Here is a 19,340-nt window from a genome sequence, read left to right as displayed (position 1 = left end):
GGAACGGCGCGGGCAACGCGTGGCCCGCGCCGCGCGGCTCAGAAGTCGTAGCTCAGGCTGGTGTAGAAAGTGCGCCCCGGCTCGTTGTAGGTGTAGGCGCCGGCCTGCACGGCATTGCCTTCGCGATACAGGCGCTTGTCGAACAGGTTGTTGATGCCCGCCCCGACACTCCAGCCGTCGCCCAGCCGGTAGGTACCGCTCAAGCCGGCCAGAGCGTAGGGTGATATTTCCCGGCGCGCATCGCCGCTCAGCAGGTTGCCCTGATAGTCGTACTTGCCAGGCGTCTGCCGGCCGTACCAGGTCACTGTCGCCTGCAGTGCGAGGGGCTCGCTGACCTGCCAATCGAGCGTCGAGTTAACGGTGAACTCGGGGATGATCGACAGCGGCTCGCCGGTCTGCTTGTTGGTCGACTGCAGCATGTAGGTGAAGTTGGTGCTCCAGTCCAACGCCGGACTGAGCGGCACGTTGAGGGTGCCTTCCAGGCCTTCGACGACCGCCCTGGGCACGTTCTCCCAGCGGAAGATGTCGGCGTTGGCATAGCCAGCATTGCTGCCACCGGTGGCGCTGCCGACCGCGGTTCTGCCGGCCTCGATCTTGTTGCGGTAGTCGTTGCGGAACCAGGTGATGCCGGCCACCCAGCCATCACGCTTGAACTCGATGCCCAGCTCCTTGTTGATGCTGGTTTCGGCGTCCAGACCGTCGTTGCCCTGCAGGTAGCAGCTGCCACCGGCGCCCCAGCAGCCCTGCCCGCGGCTGTAGAGCAGGTAATTGGGGTTGAGTTGGAACAGGTTGGGCGCCTTGTAGGCACGGGCGATGCCGGCCTTGAGCACCAGTTCTCTGGTGAGTTCGTGGGACAGGTTGAGCGATGGGCTCCAGTTGCCGCCCACCACGCTGTGACGGTCGAAGCGCAGGCCCGGCGTCAGGGTGGTGCCGGGCCGCAGCTCGATGTTGTCCTCGATGAATACCGAGGCGATGCGCGCCGACGAATCGGTGGGCCGCGAACTGCCGCCGATGCCGGGCACCGAGCCCGCCTCGGTGGTGGTCTGGGTATTGGAGAACGGATCGTCCATGCGCTGCTCGCTCCACTCGGCGCCGAGCGTCAGCACCTGCTCCAGCGCGCCGGAAAGCGGCAAGTTGATCTCGCTGTGGGCCGTGGTGCTCTGCAGCTCGATGGTGCCGAACAGGCTGCCGTTGATATTGCCTTCCGGCCCGCCGGCCAGGCCTTCCTGCAAGCGGCGATTGCGGGTCTTTTCGTACTGCAGGTAGTTCAGGGTGGTGCCGAATTCCCAGTCGCCGTGGTGGGTGACGGCGTAGTTCTCGCGGTAGACCACATTGGTTTCGCGGCCCAGCCAGGGCGAACGAAAACCGGCCAGCGCCGCCGAGGCACTGTTGTTCATGCTGTCTCCGGCGTAGATGTTGCCCTGGCGGCTGAAGCCAGCCTCGAAGTCGAGGCTCTGTTCGTCGTTCAGGCGCCAGGACAAGAGGCCGTTGACGTCCTTGTTGCGCACGCCTTCGCGACCCGCGGTGGCGCGCGCGGTGGGGTCGATGGTATGGCCGCTGTTGATGTCCTCGTCGTCGGCGTCGGTCTTGTTCAGGTTGCCGTAGAGGCGGTACGACAGGTTCTCGGCCAGCGGCCCGCTGAGGCCGAAATTGAAGCGCCGCGTGGCACCCTCCTCGCTGTGTTGCGGCGCGTTGGCATACAGGCTGAGGTTGCCGTGGTGCTCCAGGTCGGCCTTCCTGGTGATGATGTTGATCACCCCGCCCGCTGCGCCGCTGCCATAGCGCGCCGCCGCCGGGCCGCGCAGCACCTCGATGCGCTCGACCTGCTCGGCCGGCACCCAGTTGGTGTCGCCGCGGGTGTCACGGTCGCCGCGCCAGCCATAGCGTACCGCGTTGCGCGAGCTGATCGGCTTGCCGTCCACCAGAATCAGGGTGTTCTCCGGTCCCATGCCGCGGATGTCGATCTGCCGGTTGTTGCCGCGTGCACCAGATCCGCTGTTACCGGTCAGGTTGACGCCGGGCTGCTTGCGAATGATGTCGGCCAGGTCATTGGCCGGCGGCGCCTTGCGGATGTCCTCGGCACTGATGACCGAAACCCCGGGCGCCTGCTTGAGCTCTTCCTGGGCCGTGGCCATGACCCGCGTTTCCTCGAGCTCCACAGCCTGATCGAGCTGCTCGGCCTGAACCCCCGCCACCGCGCTGCCCGCCAGCAAAACGGCCAGTGCCAGCCGATTGAGCGCCCAAACCCCGTGACCTGCATTCATGAACTGCTTCCTCCCCAAAATAAATACGCAATCGATTCGTATTTGCATAAGTGGATTTTTCCATGTCAGCGCGACCGAAAGGTTTGCGCAAACAATGAAGATGTTTGCGCCAGATCAAACCGCCAGGCATTTACGCTTAGGAATGATTTGCATTTAGACGGTAGCCGGCGTTAGGCTTTCCAGGCGTTTCCGATCAGGGTGCAGTCGAATCCATCCATGGTTCGTGATCGGCACCTGGCCCGCCACAAGCGGGTACTCGGACTCGCGCCAGCCCCTCTTCGTGCTGCTGTTACACCCACGCCCACCTCAGCCGTCACGCCAGCCGCGAGGCCTCGATCATGAACACCGTCCTTCATCCTCAGGAACTGATCCGGCAGATCGGCCCTGACCTGGGCCCGCACTTGCGCCTGATCGACAATGAGTCCTCAAAAGCCAATCTGTTTCGCGGCAAGCTGCGCTGGCTGCACCTGCGCTCAGGCCTGTCGCTGCATTGCAGCGACTGCCTTGAGCTGAGCACCTTCAGCACGCAATTGCAGATCGAGCCGCGGCTGAACTTCGTGCTGTTTCTCGACGGCCACAGCGACGTGCGCTACGACGACCGCGCAGTGCGCTTCGGCGGCGAGCACGGGCGCGGTGAAGGCATCGCGATGTCGCTGGCCGAACCAGTGCTGTTCTCGCGCCAGGCACGGCGCGGCAGCCACATCCGCAAGCTGGTGATCAGCCTCTCCCCGCAGTGGCTGGAGGCCGGTGGCCTGGATGGCCAGAACGAATGCGCGGCGATCGATCGCTTCAGCCGCCAGCACCTGGCCATGCTGCGCTGGCAACCCTCGGCGCGACTGCGCACCCTGGCCGAGCAGATCCTCAACCCGCCGGGCTACAACCCGCTGCTGGAGAACCTATACCTGGAAAGCCGCAGCCTGGAGATCGCCAGCGAAGCCCTGGCGATGATCAGCCGGCAGGGCACGCAGCCACTGCAGGGCCTGCGCCCCCATGAACACCAGCGCATCCGCCGCGTGCTGGAACTGCTCGACAGCGGCCAGGCCGATGACTGGAATACCGATGCCATCGCCCGCGAGGCCGGTATCAACATCAACAGCCTGCAACGCCAGTTCCAGGCCAGCCAGGGCATGACGCTGTTCGAGTACCAGCGCGTGCGCAAGCTCAAACAGGCCCGCGAAGCCCTCGAACGCGAGGGCATCAGTGTCACCGAGGCCGCCTGGCGAGCGGGCTATGGCAGCGCCGCCAACTTCGCCACGGCATTCAAGCGCCAGTTCGGCCTGACGCCTAGGCAGGTGCGCACCAAGCTATGAAAACCCGTTTCGGTACCTCGAGCGAGGCCGGTGGCGGCCCGCCAAGCCGCGCACTGCGCGGACCTGACGGGCTTTGTAACTATTTTTGACAGCGGCGCAGACGTGCAGGCTAGAATCGGGCTCGCTTTTTTTGCCCGTGGAGTCTTGCCGCCTTGGATGCCAGCACCATCAACAGCCTCCTGCTCGTCGGCGCCCTCATGGTCGGCGCGAGCATCATGGTCAGCTCGCTGTCCTCGCGCCTCGGCATCCCGATTCTGGTCATCATTCTCGCCGTCGGCATGGTCGCAGGCGTCGATGGCGGCGGCATAATCTTCAACAACTACCCGACCGCCTACCTGGTGGGCAACCTGGCGTTGGCGGTGATCCTGCTCGACGGCGGCGTGCGCACCCGTGTCGGCAGTTTCCGGGTGGCGTTGTGGCCAGCCCTGTCGCTCGCCACGGTCGGCGTGTTGATCACTACGGTGCTCACCGGTATGGCCGCCGCCTGGCTGTTCGGCCTGAGCCTGATGCAGGGTCTTTTGATCGGCGCCATCGTCGGTTCCACCGATGCGGCCGCAGTATTCTCGCTGCTCGGCGGCAAAGGCCTCAACGAGCGTGTCAGCGCCACTCTGGAGATCGAATCCGGTAGCAACGACCCGATGGCGGTGTTTCTCACCGTCACATTGATCGACATGCTCGCCAAGGGCCAGGGCGAGTTCCACCTGAGCTTCCTCGGCCATCTGGTGCAGGAATTCGGCATCGGGTCGGTGCTGGGCCTGGGCGGCGGCTGGCTGCTGTTGAAGATCATCAACCGCCTGCACTTGGCCCATGGCCTGTACCCGCTGCTGGTGGTCAGTGGCGGTCTGCTGGTGTTCGCCCTGACCAACGCCCTGCATGGCAGCGGTTTCCTGGCCGTTTATCTGTGCGGCCTGGTGCTGGGCAACCGGCCGATTCGCTCGCGCCACGGCATCCTGCACATGCTCGACGGCATGGCCTGGCTGGCGCAGATCGGCATGTTCCTGGTACTCGGCCTGCTGGTCACACCCCACGACCTGCTGCCCATCGCCTTGCCTGCACTGGGCCTGGCGCTGTGGATGATCCTCTTCGCGCGGCCGCTGTCGGTGCTGGTCGGGCTGATTCCGTTTCGCGCCTTCCATACCAAGGAGAAGGTGTTCATCGCCTGGGTCGGCCTGCGCGGCGCGGTACCGATCATTCTCGCCGTGTTCCCGATGATGGCCGGGCTCCCCCATGCCCAGCTGTATTTCAACCTGGCGTTCTTCATCGTGCTGGTGTCGCTGCTGCTGCAGGGCGCCAGTCTGCCGTGGGTCGCCAAGGTGCTCAAGGTAACGGTACCACCCGACCCTGTGCCGATCTCCCGCGCCGGCCTGGAAGTGCACCCGACCAGCCAGTGGGAGCTGTTCGTCTATCGCCTGGGCGCGGAAAAGTGGTGCATCGGCGCGCCGCTGCGCGACCTGAAGATGCCGGATTCCACCCGCGTCGCCGCACTGTTTCGCAATCATCAGTTGTTGCACCCTTCCGGCAGCACGGTGCTGGAGGCCGGCGACATGCTCTGCGTGATCGGCCACGAGCATGACCTGCCGGCCCTCGGCAAGCTGTTCAGCCAGGCGCCGCAACGTGGCATGGACCTGCGCTTCTTCGGTGACTTCGTGCTCGAAGGCGATGCCCAATTGGGTGCTATCGCCGCGCTCTACGGCCTGGCCACCAACGACGTGGACCCTGCGCTGACCCTGGGCCGCTTCATCAACCAGCAGATCGGCGGCGGGCCGGTGGTTGGCGATCAGGTCGAGTGGCAGGGCCTGACCTGGACGGTTGCCGAGATGGACGGGAACAAGATTCGCAAGGTCGGCGTCAGATTCCCCGAAGGCGTCCGCCCGGGCCCTGGCCTGTCGTTCTGACAGCCGCCCAATAGCGCGCCTTGCAGCGCCCTACCGAGCCGGTGGGGCTGATGCGCGGCAGCTCGTGACAGATCGCCGCGCAGGTCTTCTCACCAGTCTGTAGACTCAGCAGGACTCCACCCCCGCGATCATGACCATGCACTCTTTCCGTCGTTTGCTTGCCGTTTTCCTGCTGGGCCTGTGCCTGGCCAATTCGCCCGCCTGGGCCGACGCCAACCCGACCGCCGCCGACGTGCAGCGCAGCCTGGACACCCTGGCCGACCGCAAACTGGTCGAGCCGGAGCAGACCCAGGTGCGCCAGACGCTGGAAAAGACCCTGGACGCGCTCAATGCCCAGGCCGATAGCCAGCAGAAGCTCGCCGCCCTGGAGAAACAGCTGACCCTGGCGCCACGCCAGACCCAGGACGCCCACCGGGAACTGGAGAAGCTCAAGGCCAGCAATGTGGTGCCCGTCGCCCAACGCTACGCCAACACTGGCGTGGCCCAGCTGGAGCAGATTCTCAGCGAGCGCAGCGCCCAGCTCAGCGATTGGCAGAAGCAGATCAACGACGCCAACACCCTGATCATCACCGCACAGACGCGCCCGGAGCGAGCCCAGGCCGAAATCAGCGGCAACCAGACCCGTGCCCAGCAGATCAACACCTTGCTCAAGAACGGCCGCGAGGACGGCAAGGCGCTGAGCGCCGAGCGCGTCAACCAGCTCAAGGCCGAACTGGGCCAGCTAGGCACCCTGACTCAACTGCGCCGCCAGGAAATGGCCGGCAACAGCGTGCTGCAGGATCTGGGCAGCGCCCAGCGCGACCTGCTCGACGAGCGCATCAAGCGCCTGGACGTCGAGCTGCAGGACCTGCAGAACCTGATCAATGAAAAGCGCCGCGACCAGTCCGAACGCACCGTCGCTGAACAATCCATGGAGGCGCAGAAGGTCGGCGGCTCCGACACCCTGCTGTCACGCGAGAGTGCGCTGAACCTCAAGCTGTCCGACTACCTGCTGCGCGGCACCGATCGTCTCAACGAGCTGACCCAGCTGAACCTGCGCACCCAGCAGCAGCTCGACACCCTGAACCAGACCGACCAGGCCCTCGACGAGCAGATCAGCGTGCTGCAGGGCAGCCTGCTGCTGTCCAAGATCCTCTACAAGCAGAAGCAGTCGCTGCCCAAGCTCAAGCTCGACAGCGGGCTGGCCGACGAGATCGCCGACATCCGCCTCTATCAGTTCGAGCTCAACCAGCAGCGCGAGCAGATTTCCAATCCAGGCGCCTACGTCGATAAACAGTTGGCCACCCAGCCGCCGGAAAGCGTGACGCCGGAGCTGCGCGAATCGCTGCTGGACCTGATCGACACCCGTCGTGCTCTGCACGACCGGCTGAACCGTGAACTCAATGCACTGCTCAACGAATCGATCACCCTGCAGCTCAACCAGAAGCAGTTGCAGGACACCGCCACCGCCTTGCGCGCGACCCTCGATGAGCAGATGTTCTGGATCCCCAGCAACAACCCGCTCAACCTCGACTGGTTCAAGACCGCGCCAGCCCAGCTGCAGCGGCAGATATCCGACCTGCCCTGGCTCGACAACATCAGCCAGCTCGGTGCCGGCCTGATCGAGCGGCCGCTTTTGTTCCTGCCGTTGCTGCTGGTGATGGGCCTGCTGCTCTACAAGCGCCGCTACCTGAGCCAGAAGCTCACCGACCTGCACAAGGACATCGGCCACTTCAAGCGCGACAGCCAGCTGCACACGCCGGTGGCGATTCTCCTCAACGTGCTGCTCGCCCTGCCCGGCACGCTGCTGCTGGCGCTGTGCGGCTTCGCCCTGCAGATGGACGCCCGCGGCCTGAACGTCAACCTCGGTTCAGCCTTCCTCGGCATGGCCCAGGCCTGGCTGGTGTTCTACACCGTGTACCGCATCTTCACGCCGGGCGGCGTGGCCGAGTTGCACTTCCACTGGGCGCGCGCCCACGTCGCCTACCTGCACCGGCAGATCCGCTGGCTGGGCGTGGTGGTGATGGCGCTGGTGGCAGTGGTCACCGTCGCCGAGCACCAGCCATCGAGCCTGTCCGACGACGTCATCGGCATCGCCGTGGTACTGACCTGCTACGGCCTGATGATCTGGCTGCTGCAGAAACTGCTGCTGCGCGGCCCGGCCCGGGAGAACGCCTCGACTTTCCGCATGTTCATCGGCGTGCTGTTCAGCATGCTGCCGCTGGGCCTGTTCCTGGCGGTGTGCTTCGGCTACTACTACACCGCCCTGAAGCTCAGCGACCGGCTTATCGACACCCTTTACCTGCTGCTGATCTGGCTGGTGGTCGAAGCGGTGTTCGTGCGCGGCCTGGCGGTCGCCGCGCGGCGCCTGGCCTACCAGCGCGCCACTGCCAAGCGCGAAGCGCAGACCACCGAGGACGGTGAGGGTACCGAAATCCAGCTGGAAACCCCGCGCCTGGACATCGAGCAGGTCAACCAGCAGTCCCTGCGCCTGATACGCCTGACCCTTTTAGGCAGCTTCATCGCCGCGATGTACTGGGTGTGGGCCGACCTGATCTCGGTGTTCGCCTACCTCGACAACATCACCCTGTACGAATACAACAGCAGCACCGTGGCGGGCAGCGCCGCGTCGCTGATCCCGATCAGCCTGCTCGACGCCCTGTACGCGCTGATCATCGCCGCCATCACCATGGCCCTCGGGCGCAACCTGCCGGGCCTGCTGGAAGTGCTGGTGTTGTCACGCCTGCGCCTGGCCCAAGGCAGCGCCTACGCCACCACCACGCTGCTGTCGTACGTGATCTTCGGCACCGGCATCGTGGTCACCCTGTCGACCCTGGGGGTGAGCTGGAACAAACTGCAATGGCTGGTCGCCGCCCTGTCGGTGGGTATCGGTTTCGGCATGCAGGAGATCTTCGCCAACTTCATCTCCGGCCTGATCATCCTGTTCGAGCGCCCGGTACGCATCGGCGACTTGGTGACCATCGGCGGCGTGACTGGCACGGTGAAGCGCATCCATATTCGCGCCACGCACATCATCGACAGTGATCGCAAGGAAGTGATCGTGCCGAACAAGACCTTCGTCACCAGCCAGTTGATCAACTGGACCCTGACCGATACCGTGACCCGCATCGTGCTGACCTTCAAGGTCAACCGCGGCGCCGACCTGGAGAAGGTGCGCACCTTGCTGCTGCAGGCAGCCCAGGAAAACTCCCGAGTGATGCGCGACCCGGCACCGACGGCCCAGCTCAGCCTGTACGCACCGGATGGCCTGACCCACGAGCTGAAGTTCTACGTCAAGGAATTGGGCGACCGCGGTACCGCGACCGATGAGCTCAACCGCCGCATCGACCAGTTGTTCGCCGACAATGACATCAACCTGTCCAGCACACCGAAGATGGACATCGTGCTCAGCCGCGCCGCCGCGCCCCACGACACGCTCAAGCTCGACGACGAGCAACTGGCGAGCGCCGAGCACGCCGAGAAAAAAGACGAGGCCAAACCGTGAAAACCCTCGACACCCTGACCTTCGACAATCGCTTCGCCGGCCTGGGTGACGGGTTTTCAACGCACATACTGCCCGAGCCCATCGCCGAGCCGCGCCTGGTGGTAGCCAGCGAAAGCGCCCTGGCCCTGCTCGACCTTGACCCGCGCGAGGCGCAGCGCGAGGTGTTCGCCGAACTGTTCTCCGGCAACCAGCTGTGGAGCGACGCCGAGCCGCGCGCCATGGTCTATTCCGGTCACCAGTTCGGCGGCTACTCGCCGCGCCTCGGCGATGGCCGCGGCCTGCTGCTCGGCGAAGTGCTCAACGATGCCGGCGAACACTGGGACCTGCACCTCAAGGGCGCCGGCATGACGCCCTACTCGCGCATGGGCGATGGCCGCGCCGTACTGCGCTCGTCGATTCGCGAGTTTCTCGCCAGCGAAGCGCTGCATGCCCTCGGCATTCCCAGCTCGCGAGCCCTGTGCGTGACGGGATCGAACACACCGGTGTGGCGCGAGAAGCAGGAAACCGCCGCCATGCTGGTGCGCCTGGCGCCCAGTCATATCCGCTTCGGCCACTTCGAATACTTCTATTACACGCGCCAGCACGAGCAGCTCAAGCAACTGGCCGACTATGTGATCGAACATCATTACCCGGCATGCCTCGAGCAGCCGCAGCCCTACGCGGCCCTGCTCAACGCCGTGTTGGAACGCACCGCGGAAATGGTCGCCTGGTGGCAAGCCTATGGGTTCTGCCACGGCGTGATGAACACCGACAACATGTCGATTCTCGGCATCACCTTCGACTTCGGCCCCTACGCCTTTCTCGACGACTTCGACGCCAAGCACATCTGCAACCACTCCGACGACACCGGCCGCTACAGCTTCAGCAACCAGGTACCCATCGCCCACTGGAACCTCTCGGCCCTCGCCCAGGCGCTGACGCCCCTGGTGGAGGTCGACACCCTGCGCGAAACCCTCGACCTGTTCCTGCCGATCTACCAGGCCCACTACCACGACCTGATGCGCAAACGCCTGGGCTTCACCAGCGCTGAAGATGGCGACGAAGAGCTGATCCAGCGCCTGCTGACCCAGATGCAGGCCGGCAAGGCCACCGACTACTCGCTGTTCTTCCGCCACCTGGGTGACCAGGCGCCAGCCGAGGCGCTAAAAGTGGTGCGCAACGACTTCGTCGACCTCAACGGCTTCGACGCCTGGAGCGCCGACTACCTGGCCCGCAGCAACCGCGAAGGCAGCGATCAGGCAGCCCGCCAGGCGCGCATGCACGCCGTCAACCCGCTCTACGTGCTACGCAACTACCTCGCCCAGGAAGCCATCGCTGCTGCCGAACAGGGCGACTATGGGCCCGTACGGGAACTGCATAAGGTGCTGACCCGCCCCTTCGAGGAACAGGAGGGCAAGGAGCATTACGCGCAGCGGCCGCCAGACTGGGGCAAGCATCTGGAGATCAGTTGTTCGTCGTGAATGCCAATTGAGATCAAGGGAGCTACATCGCGATGATCACTGAGGACTTTCCTCTAGCACAGCAGCTTTTCACTCTTATCGACGACGGGATTCTCGAGGAGTACGACGCTTTTACATTTAGCTGCATCGTTGGCAAGGGTTATATAGATACTCAACTGACGACTGAACTGAGCGATGTACAGAACGCCCAAGCTCGTCATGAGCTGAATCACGCAGTGCTGAACGAACTAGTCAGGCAGCTGCAGGCGAACGCGCGGCGACGCGACGAGGACTGGTCTTCTTTCGTTATGTCTTATCGGCGTGGGGAACAAGTGAGCCTGCAGTTCGGTAAAGAGAAAGCCGCATGGGACACCCGCTGAGCAACGTAGGGCGTATTAGCCAAAGGTGTAATCCGCCAACACGTCTGCACGCATAACTCTGCTCGGTGCAGCATATTGCCGGGCATGCACTTGCTGTTTGTCAGGCGACCTCTTATCGTCGAAACCCTCTGCGGCTGGATACCCGCACGCGTAAACCATTGCTAAAAGGAACTTGCAGTGCACCTCGCCTACCTTCGTACCTCCGCCCCGACCTCGCCGCCTTCATCGCCGGGTAGAAATGCTGTGCGAAATACAAGTCGCGCGAATACACAGGGCACTGCATATTCACGTGTCAACTTATTGTTTCCTATGGAAATTCAGCCTGCATCGTTAATGAGGCACGCGCGTTATGCGGAATTCCGCCATAACGCATCAATGAAGAATTCCATCTAATCACTGTTAGAACTTCAGAATATGGAAAGACCACCAATATATTTAAAATCAAAATTCATCTCATATCCTAGAGAGTTGTTCACGTTCCTTCGTGATTCAATTACTTGGGACGAACGTATGAGAGCGAGAAAAACTGCTAGCTTTGGCGTTTCCTATAATTATTCGCAAATATCTTATGAGCAAGTAAAAATGCTGCCTGAATTAGAAAGTATTTGTGAACTTATTGAACTAGAGCTTGGTTTTCGTCCAAATAATTGTCTTCTAAATTATTATCTTGATGAAAACTCTTCAATGGGTTTTCATTCTGACTCTAGTGAGGAGTTAGCAAAAGGCACTGGTGTAGCAATTGTTTCTCTCGGAGCTGTGCGTGAAATAGCATATCGTTCAAAGCTGGAACCGGTTGTAGAGTTTTTCTGCCCGCTAGAGAGTGGTTCATTGCTTTATATGTCACAAGAAATGCAAGAGCTTTGGCTTCATGCAATACCTAAAGTTGGTGCTAGTGGCGAGCGTATCAGTTTAACTTTCCGTCAAATTATCAAATAGTTCTAATAAAGCATTGCACCTGACGCATTGTAAGTAGCGCTTTTCCAATATCGCTGCGCGAAGTTTATCGCAACGCGCCACTTACAATCCGCGGGTGAGCGCAACGTTAGCTGCCGAAGTCTTAAAGCTATAGCCAGGGGGAGATCATGTTTGCAGAGTTGAAAGACAAGGAGTTGCATCTTCACGGCAGTACTTCGGAGTTGAATGCTGTAGCCCGCTCGATCCATAGAGGCAGGCACGGCGCATCATCATCTTTTGAGCTGTGTAGTGAAAACTCTTTATTTTCCTCATTGCAAACAGAGTGCTACGGCAAACTCTCCAACATCCAAATTGAAGGTTACAAAATTAATATCAGCTATTCCGAGTTTGTAAAAAATCGCCTCTACACTTACTTTTCTATGCCATCAGGCACCCCACAGGGCGCTTTGTTTTTTCTAACCTACTCAAATCAAGGCCACTCGCCGTTGCTAGTGGAAGGCTCGCTTGAGCTTTTCATCCATGTTGCTGCTAGTGATACATGAGCACTAGGCTAACCAGTGGTTCAAATCGCTCGCTTCGCTCACTGGGACGGGCTAAAGCCCGCCCCTTAACCAAGCGTTATGTAAAAAATATGCGCTCATACGAAGATACAAAAAATGCTATAAATTCACTTTTTGATGACTGCCAATCGGAGAGAGGATTTTCACCTGGACAATCTCTTTGCTTTATAGAGGAAGAATATTTTCCTTGGAACACAAGTGACACGACTTGGCAGCTGTGCTTTTATGTTCTTCTTCTTAAGACAGCCCTCGAAAGAGGTATTGATAAGTTGAGTTGGGATTTGAACTATATTGGCCATAAGGCACGCGAGCTACTAAATAATGAGATTTTCCTTGATAAGGCCAGGACGAAACTAACAAAGTACGAATCTGAGTGCTTAGCTTCTGATATTTGTTTGATCAAAATAAATTTTCTTTAAATGCAAGGTAAGCTCTTTACATAACAAGTCGTTCAAATCGTTCGCTCTGCTCACTGGACGGGCTAAAGCTCGCCCCTTAACCAAACGTTAGGCAACCAAATGCAGCGAGAGTACGGCAGAAGGATATGTAATAGATGTGGGAAACTAATTACTGCATATTGTCCTGCGGCTGAAACATTCTCACATCTTAGTAAGTTCAATATTTCAAGCAAAGAAACTACGCTGGAGAAAATCATTGAAATTGAGGGGGTTGATCGAAGCATCCTCACGGAGTACGCGGATCATCGCATGTACTCTAAGTGCCAAATAAAAGTCGCTTATTGCCCATTCTGCAATGGTCAACTCCGAACGTGGCGTGCCAAACAGTGCATGCACTGCCTCAAGAGCTGGAGAACATCAGATGAGTAGCGGAACGCCTAACAAGTGGTTTAAATCGTTCGCTACGCTCACTGGGACTGCGTGCCGCCGCCCCTTAACCAAACGTTAGGTGAAAATCATAATCGATAGGGTCAGAGTCGTTGATCACGACCTTGTTTAACACGCCATACACATCTAACTCCAATCCTCCTTACGGTGTGAGTGTGAATAGGGTTAAGGCACACGCAACATCGGCATGCCCTTTCCATGCTCGCCCGGTAAACAGCAGAATTGACCTCTCGCATCCGCCCACAGGTGACAATCATGAACGTCCACGGTAGCTGCCACTGCGACGCCATTGCCTTCGTCGCGGAAACGGACCCGCAACTCACCAGCGTGTGCCATTGCCATGATTGCCAGAAGCTCACCGGCACGGCGTTTCGGGTGTCAACGCCGGCGCTGCCCGGTACGTTTTCGCTGCTGCGGGGCACGCCCAAGGTGTATGTGAAGGTGGCGGAGAGCGGTTCGCGGCGGGCACAGGCGTTTTGCGGCGACTGTGGTTCGCAGCTGTTCACCTATGACGCCGATAACCCGACGGCCTACGGCCTGCGTGTCGGTGTGCTGGCCGAGTCGCAGCAATTGCGGCCGACCTGGCAGAAGTGGTGCGAAGCGGCGCTGCCCTGGGTGCAGGACCTGTCAGCGCTGGAGAAGGCGCCGCGCAACGATCGCCAGCGCTGAGTCCGCGCCCGAACACCTGTCCACCCAGCTGTTTCATCCATCGCCCAGCAGGTCAATGCCATGCACTGCCATCAACTCACCCTGTTCGCCGACTATCACCAGTTCTATCTGCAGGACGAAACGGCCTCTGGCGACCTGTCCCAAGCCTGGAGCTCCGAAGCCGTCGAACGGATGCTGGCCGTGGCCGATGGCGTCGTGGGTTTCGGAACGCTACGCAATATGCAGGTTGGCGTGACGCTTGAAATGCTGGAGGAGCCGCCGGCCTCGGATACTGCCGGCTTCGATCATGTCGTCGAGGGATCGCTCGACGCACGCAGCGGCACCCTGGTGGTCGCTGGCTGTACGGATTATTTCCCGGACGCGGCGCGCTTCGCCCTGGCTCCGGGCATTTACCGGGTGCGGCTGTCCATTTCCGGCGCCGATACGCTTTCCGAAGACGGGCTCGACGGAGAGGATCACTACCTTGTGCAGCTATGGCAGGCACCGTTGGCCGAGCCGGCGGTACTCAAGCAGGGCTGACGATCAGCCGATGGATTGGCCGGTGGCGTAATCCGTGGTTCACCGTGAACCACCTGGTCACGCGGATCGAGGCCTCAGCCCACACGGCTTCTACATCGCGCACTTCGCTCAGATGCCAGTGATGAGCAGATCGAGCGCCGCAATGATTTCGTCACGCCGCGCAGTTAAATCCGCCACCATGGGCCCCAGCTGTTTGTTGGCAATACCGGCCATTTGCGGCGTCATCATTACGTAAGCCTCACCATCGACCTCGAAAACAGGCGTAAGAGTTTTCAGCATTTTTCCCTGCAGGGTGCTCGCCGCGTAGAGCGGCACCACGACCCGCGTGCCGAGTTCGGCGAGCAGGTTGCTCTGTACATCGAGCAGCAGGGGCACGGCAGCCCTGGTGGCAGCATTGATGTTCTCGTGCACGGCAAACTGCGCCATCAGAAGCTCCGCAATTCGTCGCTGAACACGCCATTGGCCTCTACATGCTCATTGTAAGCAGCGATGGCCTGACGGTTCTCTGCCAACCATTGCTCACGTTGCTTTTCCTTCAGCGCCTGGGCCAATGCTTTCTCCAGCGTGGCAGAGAGGTTGATATCGAGGGACTTGGCTTTGTTGAGCAGATCTTCATTGATGCGAAGGTTGGCCGCTCGTTTCGGGGCATTGAGATCGTATGAAGGCAGCATGAAAATTTCCTTGCCGGGCAATGCGCACAATCTATGCGCACAAGCATTCTCGGTAAAGCGGCTTTTCAAGGCATTCGGCCAAGCGGCCACCACTCAGCCGCCATCCAGGCCCCGCACGAGACTTCCTGGCCAAAACCCGGATAATGCCGGCCATTCGTTTTGCTTGCCGGTGCCGCCCCATGGAAATCAAGGTCAACTTTCTCGACAACCTTCGCCTCGAAGCCAAGTTCGATGACTTCACGGTGATCGCTGATCAGCCGATCCGCTACAAGGGCGACGGCTCGGCGCCGGGGCCGTTCGACTATTTCCTGGCCTCCTCGGCGCTGTGCGCGGCGTACTTCGTCAAGCTGTACTGCCAGACGCGGGACATCCCCACCGAGAACATCCGCCTGTCACAGAACAACATCGTCGACCCGGAAAACCGCTACGCACAGATCTTCAAGATCCAGGTCGAGCTGCCGGCGGACATTTCCGAGAAGGATCGCCTGGGGATTCTGCGCTCCATCGACCGCTGCACCGTGAAAAAGGTGGTGCAGCAAGGCCCCGAGTTCATCATCGAGGAAGTGGAAAACCTCGACGCCGATGCCCAGGCGCTGCTGATGCCGGTGACCGATACCACCACCCATATCCCGGGCAAGGATCTGCCGCTGGAGCAGACCATCGCCAATATGTCGGGCCTGCTCGCGGACCTGGGCATGAAGATCGAGATCGCCTCCTGGCGCAATATCGTGCCCAACGTCTGGTCCCTGCACATTCGCGACGCACAGTCGAACCTGTGCTTCACCAACGGCAAGGGGGCAACCAAGGAAAGCGCCCTGGCCTCGGCGCTGGGCGAGTTCATCGAGCGACTGAACTGCAACTTCTTCTACAACGACCAGTTCTGGGGCGAGGACATCGCCGCCGCCGAGTTCGTCCACTACCCCAACGAGCGCTGGTTCAAGCCGGGCCCGAAAGACGCGCTGCCCGAAGAGATCCTCGACGCACATTGCCTGGCGATCTACAACCCGGATGGCGAGCTGCGCGGCTCGCACCTGTACGACACCAACTCGGGCAACACCCTGCGCGGCATCTGCTCGCTGCCCTTCGTGCGCCAGCGCGATGGCGAGACGGTGTATTTCCCGTCCAACCTGATCGAGAACCTGTACCTTTCCAACGGCATGAGCGCTGGCAATACCCTGGCCGAAGCCCAGGTGCAGTGCCTGTCGGAGATTTTCGAGCGGGCGGTGAAACGCGAGATTCTCGAAGGCGAGCTGTGCCTGCCGGACGTGCCGCAGGACGTGCTGGCCAAGTACCCGAGCATCGTTGCTGGCATTCAGGGCTTGGAGGAGCAAGGCTTCCCGGTGCTGGTCAAGGATGCCTCCCTCGGCGGTGAATTTCCGGTGATGTGCGTGACCCTGATGAACCCGCGCACCGGCGGCGTGTTCGCTTCCTTCGGCGCCCATCCGAGCCTGGAAGTGGCGCTGGAGCGCAGCCTCACCGAACTGCTCCAGGGCCGCAGCTTCGAGGGCCTCAACGACCTGCCGCAACCGACCTTCGACAGCCTGGCGCTGACCGAGCCGAACAACTTCGTCGAACATTTCATCGATTCCAGCGGCGTGGTCTCCTGGCGCTTCTTCGGCGCCACGCCGGACTTCGAATTCGTCGAGTGGGATTTCTCCGGCGAGGGTGCTGATTCCAATGAACAGGAGACCGCGACCCTGTTCGGCATCCTCGAAGACATGGGCAAGGAAGTCTACGTGGCCACCTTCGATGAGCTCGGCGCCAACGCCTGCCGCATCCTGGTGCCGGGCTACTCGGAGATCTACCCGGTCGAGGACCTGGTCTGGGACAACACCAACAAGGCCCTGCTGTTCCGCAAGGACATCCTCAATCTGCACGCCCTGAGCGACCGCGAACTGAAGTCGCTGCTGCGTAACCTGAACAACACCGAGGTCGACGACTACACCGACATCACCACGTTGATCGGCGTCGAATTCGACGACAACACGGTGTGGGGCCAGTTGACCATTCTCGAGCTGAAGCTGTTGATCAACCTGGCGCTGAGCAAGTACGACGACGCCAAGGAGCTGGTCGAGGCCTTCCTGCAGTACAACGACAACACCGTCGAGCGCGGCCTGTTCTACCAGGCGGTCAATGCCGTACTGGAAGTGCAACTGGACGACGAGCTGGAACTGGCCAACTTCGAGCACAACTTCCGGCGCATGTTCGGCAGCGAGCGCATCGATGCCGCGATCGGCTCGGTGAACGGCAGCGTGCGTTTCTTCGGCCTGACGCCCACCAGCATGAAACTGGAGGGCCTGGACAAGCACCAGCGCCTGATCGACAGCTACAAGAAGCTGCACGCGGCGCGCGCCAGGGCGGCCGGCCTGGCCAGCGGATAAGCGCAGCCTCGAGCGTCAACAGGAAAGCACCTTCGGGTGCTTTCTTCGTTTTTGCGACAGCAAAAGGTCGTTACAAGAACGGCGCGGGGCGTTAACAGACAGGGGCGGCGAGTGGTGGGTACGCATCATCGTCCACGCGAACTCGCGCGCACCGTGCAAGCGCGACAGGCCAGGGCATGCCTCAACTTGCGTGACGAGACCAACAAGAACCCATAGAGGGCACTCAGCAGCCATGGCAACCCAAGGCAATGAAACACCGGAGCTTGGTATCACCGACCCGTCACAGACGGAGGAAGCCAGGCGAGACCGTTACCTGGAAGGCAAGCTGGACTGGATCGTGTTCGGTTTTACCAGCCTGCTGGCCCTGGCCTTCGTGGCCTGGGGCTTTCTCAACCAGGCCAGCCTGGCGAAGAGCGCCGCCACGGCGCAGAGCTGGGTCATCGTCAATTTCGGCTGGTTCTTCGTGCTCACCTCGACCATCTTCGTGGTCTTCGTGCTGTGGCTGGCGGCCAGTCGCTACGGCAAGATTCCCCTCGGCAAAGACGGCGAAGAGCCGGAATTTCGCACCACTTCGTGGATCGCCATGATGTTCAGCGCCGGCATGGGCATCGGCCTGATGTTCTTTGGCGTGGCCGAGCCGCTGTCCCATTACGTCAGCCCGCCGCCGGGCACCGCCGAGGCGCAGACCAACGCCGCCATGCAGGTGGCCATGGCGACCACGCTGTTCCACTGGAGCCTGCATCCCTGGGCGATGTACGCCATCGTCGGCCTGGCGATCGCCTACGGCACCTTTCGCCGCGGCCGCTCGCAGTTGATCTCCGCAGCCTTTAGGCCGCTGATGGGCGAGCACGCCAACGGCCCGATCGGCCGCGCCATCGACATGATGGCGATCTTCGCCACGCTGTTCGGTTCGGCCGCTTCGCTGGGCCTCGGTGCCCTGCAGATCGCCGGTGGGCTGGAGTACAACGGCTGGGTCGAGGAACCCGGCAAGCTGTTCTACATCGGCCTGATCACCCTGCTGACCGTCGCCTTCGTGGCTTCGGCGGTGTCGGGCATCGACAAGGGCATCCAGTGGCTGTCCAACACCAACATGGTGCTGGCCCTGCTGCTGGCCGCTTTCGTGTTCGTCGCCGGCCCGACCCTGCTGATGCTCAACCTGCTGCCGACCTCCCTGGGCGACTACATCAACATGCTTCCGGAAATGATGGCGCGCACCAACGCCAGCGGCGGCGACAGCATGGACAGCTGGCTGTCCAGCTGGACCGTGTTCTACTGGGCCTGGTGGATTTCCTGGACGCCGTTCGTGGGCATGTTCATCGCCCGCATCAGCCGCGGCCGCACCATTCGCCAGTTCGTAACCGGCGTGCTGCTGGTGCCGAGCCTGGTCAGCCTGGTGTGGTTCGTGATCTTCGGCGGCGCCGGCATCGACGCGCTGCGCGAAGGCGTGTTCACCCTGACCAACGGCGCGGTAGACAGCAACATCGCCCTGTACGAGCTGCTGGAAAGCTACCCGTTCATCTCCATCAGCTCGGTGCTGGTGATGATCCTGGTGGGCATCTTCTTCGTCTCCGGCGCCGACGCGGCGTCGCTGGTGATGGGCACGCTGTCCGAACACGGCACCACCGAGCCCTCGCGCGGCACCATGATCTTCTGGGGTGCGCTGACCGGCGCGGTGGCCGCGATCATGCTGGCCATCGGCGACCCGAGCGATCCGGGCGCGGCCCTCACCGGCCTGCAGAACCTGACCATCGTGGTGGCGCTGCCCTTCGTGGTGGTGATGGCCCTGCTCTGCATCGCCCTGTACCGCGACCTGCGCAAGGACCCGATGATGCTGCGCGACCTGCGCGGCAGCGAGCTGATCGAAAAGGCCGTGCTCTACGGCGCGGTGAAGCACGGCGAAGAGTTCTATTTCGTGGTCAAGGAGAAGAAGGACAAGGGCGATGCGGCCGAGGAGCAGCCGAACGTCTGATACCCCGCTCTAGGGCACAGATAAATGGCTGAATGCGGG

14 protein-coding genes are annotated in these 19,340 nt (G+C 61.3%); 11 read left to right on the top strand and 3 right to left on the bottom strand.

Translation table 11 applies throughout. The features are described 5' to 3' along the window. Positions 1 to 38 precede the first annotated feature (38 nt). Positions 39 to 2,264 (bottom strand): TonB-dependent siderophore receptor, encoded by a 2,226-nt coding sequence (locus tag BVH01_RS01500; protein ID WP_075928642.1) that lies wholly within the window; start codon positions 2,262 to 2,264, stop codon positions 39 to 41. 338 nt (positions 2,265 to 2,602) lie between these two features. On the opposite strand from BVH01_RS01500, the gene BVH01_RS01495 reads away from it, so the two are divergent. The 9 genes from BVH01_RS01495 to BVH01_RS01455 all read left to right on the top strand — a co-directional run bounded on the left by BVH01_RS01495 (position 2,603) and on the right by BVH01_RS01455 (position 14,280). Then, positions 2,603 to 3,574 carry a helix-turn-helix domain-containing protein gene (locus BVH01_RS01495; RefSeq protein ID WP_075928641.1) on the top strand — a complete coding sequence of 324 codons (972 nt, stop codon included), beginning with the start codon at positions 2,603 to 2,605 and terminating at the stop codon, positions 3,572 to 3,574. A gap of 152 nt (positions 3,575 to 3,726) precedes the next feature. Then, positions 3,727 to 5,469, top strand: a complete 1,743-nt coding sequence (locus tag BVH01_RS01490; RefSeq protein WP_075928640.1) for a potassium/proton antiporter — start codon at positions 3,727 to 3,729, stop codon at positions 5,467 to 5,469. A gap of 136 nt (positions 5,470 to 5,605) precedes the next feature. After that, on the top strand, positions 5,606 to 8,953 hold the full coding sequence (gene mscK / locus BVH01_RS01485) for a mechanosensitive channel MscK (protein WP_371915317.1): 3,348 nt from the start codon (positions 5,606 to 5,608) through the stop codon (positions 8,951 to 8,953). Continuing rightward, a complete protein-coding gene (selO, locus tag BVH01_RS01480) occupies positions 8,950 to 10,413 on the top strand; it encodes a protein adenylyltransferase SelO (protein WP_075928638.1) in 1,464 nt (487 codons plus the stop codon). Before mscK ends, selO begins: the two co-directional genes overlap by 4 nt. Before the next feature lie 32 nt (positions 10,414 to 10,445). Continuing rightward, positions 10,446 to 10,772, top strand: a complete 327-nt coding sequence (locus tag BVH01_RS01475; protein WP_075928637.1) for a hypothetical protein — start codon at positions 10,446 to 10,448, stop codon at positions 10,770 to 10,772. A gap of 414 nt (positions 10,773 to 11,186) precedes the next feature. Continuing rightward, entirely contained in the window at positions 11,187 to 11,708 is a 522-nt protein-coding gene (locus tag BVH01_RS01470; protein WP_075928636.1) for an alpha-ketoglutarate-dependent dioxygenase AlkB, read from the top strand. A 146-nt stretch (positions 11,709 to 11,854) separates the two neighbouring features. After that, on the top strand, positions 11,855 to 12,229 hold the full coding sequence (locus BVH01_RS24195) for a hypothetical protein (RefSeq protein ID WP_075928635.1): 375 nt from the start codon (positions 11,855 to 11,857) through the stop codon (positions 12,227 to 12,229). A 1,118-nt stretch (positions 12,230 to 13,347) separates the two neighbouring features. Next, the gene (locus tag BVH01_RS01460) at positions 13,348 to 13,761 is read left to right on the top strand and encodes a GFA family protein (RefSeq protein WP_075928634.1); all 414 of its coding nucleotides are present in this window, start codon (positions 13,348 to 13,350) and stop codon (positions 13,759 to 13,761) included. 60 nt (positions 13,762 to 13,821) lie between these two features. After that, complete coding sequence (locus BVH01_RS01455) at positions 13,822 to 14,280, top strand: hypothetical protein (protein WP_075928633.1); 459 nt, start codon at positions 13,822 to 13,824, stop codon at positions 14,278 to 14,280. Between the two features lie 108 nt (positions 14,281 to 14,388). On the opposite strand, the gene BVH01_RS01450 is transcribed toward BVH01_RS01455, so the two are convergent. After that, positions 14,389 to 14,706 carry a CcdB family protein gene (locus BVH01_RS01450; RefSeq protein ID WP_075928632.1) on the bottom strand — a complete coding sequence of 106 codons (318 nt, stop codon included), beginning with the start codon at positions 14,704 to 14,706 and terminating at the stop codon, positions 14,389 to 14,391. After that, the gene (locus BVH01_RS01445; RefSeq protein ID WP_075928631.1) at positions 14,706 to 14,951 is read right to left on the bottom strand and encodes a type II toxin-antitoxin system CcdA family antitoxin; all 246 of its coding nucleotides are present in this window, start codon (positions 14,949 to 14,951) and stop codon (positions 14,706 to 14,708) included. The genes BVH01_RS01450 and BVH01_RS01445 overlap by 1 nt, the downstream gene beginning before the upstream one ends. Before the next feature lie 179 nt (positions 14,952 to 15,130). On the opposite strand from BVH01_RS01445, the gene BVH01_RS01440 reads away from it, so the two are divergent. Both BVH01_RS01440 and BVH01_RS01435 read left to right on the top strand, forming a co-directional pair. Beyond that, positions 15,131 to 17,332 (top strand): OsmC domain/YcaO domain-containing protein, encoded by a 2,202-nt coding sequence (locus tag BVH01_RS01440; protein WP_075928630.1) that lies wholly within the window; start codon positions 15,131 to 15,133, stop codon positions 17,330 to 17,332. Between the two features lie 232 nt (positions 17,333 to 17,564). Further along, on the top strand, positions 17,565 to 19,301 hold the full coding sequence (locus BVH01_RS01435) for a BCCT family transporter (protein WP_075928629.1): 1,737 nt from the start codon (positions 17,565 to 17,567) through the stop codon (positions 19,299 to 19,301). Positions 19,302 to 19,340: the final 39 nt, after the last annotated feature.

This window comes from Pseudomonas sp. PA1(2017), assembly GCF_001945375.1.
In the GTDB taxonomy this organism is placed as follows: Bacteria; Pseudomonadota; Gammaproteobacteria; order Pseudomonadales; family Pseudomonadaceae; genus Aquipseudomonas.
Note: the sequence above shows the minus strand (reverse complement) of the source record. Positions and strands in the feature narration are given on the sequence as shown.

Excerpts from the sequence above, each read along its gene's own strand:
- BVH01_RS01500 (WP_075928642.1), bottom strand. The coding sequence starts at position 2,264 with ATGAATGCAGGTCACGGGGTTTGGGCGCTCAATCGGCTGGCACTGGCC.
- BVH01_RS01495 (WP_075928641.1), top strand. The coding sequence starts at position 2,603 with ATGAACACCGTCCTTCATCCTCAGGAACTGATCCGGCAGATCGGCCCT.
- mscK (WP_371915317.1), top strand. The coding sequence starts at position 5,606 with ATGCACTCTTTCCGTCGTTTGCTTGCCGTTTTCCTGCTGGGCCTGTGC.
- BVH01_RS01475 (WP_075928637.1), top strand. The coding sequence starts at position 10,446 with ATGATCACTGAGGACTTTCCTCTAGCACAGCAGCTTTTCACTCTTATC.
- BVH01_RS01470 (WP_075928636.1), top strand. The coding sequence starts at position 11,187 with ATGGAAAGACCACCAATATATTTAAAATCAAAATTCATCTCATATCCT.
- BVH01_RS24195 (WP_075928635.1), top strand. The coding sequence starts at position 11,855 with ATGTTTGCAGAGTTGAAAGACAAGGAGTTGCATCTTCACGGCAGTACT.
- BVH01_RS01460 (WP_075928634.1), top strand. The coding sequence starts at position 13,348 with ATGAACGTCCACGGTAGCTGCCACTGCGACGCCATTGCCTTCGTCGCG.
- BVH01_RS01455 (WP_075928633.1), top strand. The coding sequence starts at position 13,822 with ATGCACTGCCATCAACTCACCCTGTTCGCCGACTATCACCAGTTCTAT.
- BVH01_RS01450 (WP_075928632.1), bottom strand. The coding sequence starts at position 14,706 with ATGGCGCAGTTTGCCGTGCACGAGAACATCAATGCTGCCACCAGGGCT.
- BVH01_RS01445 (WP_075928631.1), bottom strand. The coding sequence starts at position 14,951 with ATGCTGCCTTCATACGATCTCAATGCCCCGAAACGAGCGGCCAACCTT.
- BVH01_RS01440 (WP_075928630.1), top strand. The coding sequence starts at position 15,131 with ATGGAAATCAAGGTCAACTTTCTCGACAACCTTCGCCTCGAAGCCAAG.
- BVH01_RS01435 (WP_075928629.1), top strand. The coding sequence starts at position 17,565 with ATGGCAACCCAAGGCAATGAAACACCGGAGCTTGGTATCACCGACCCG.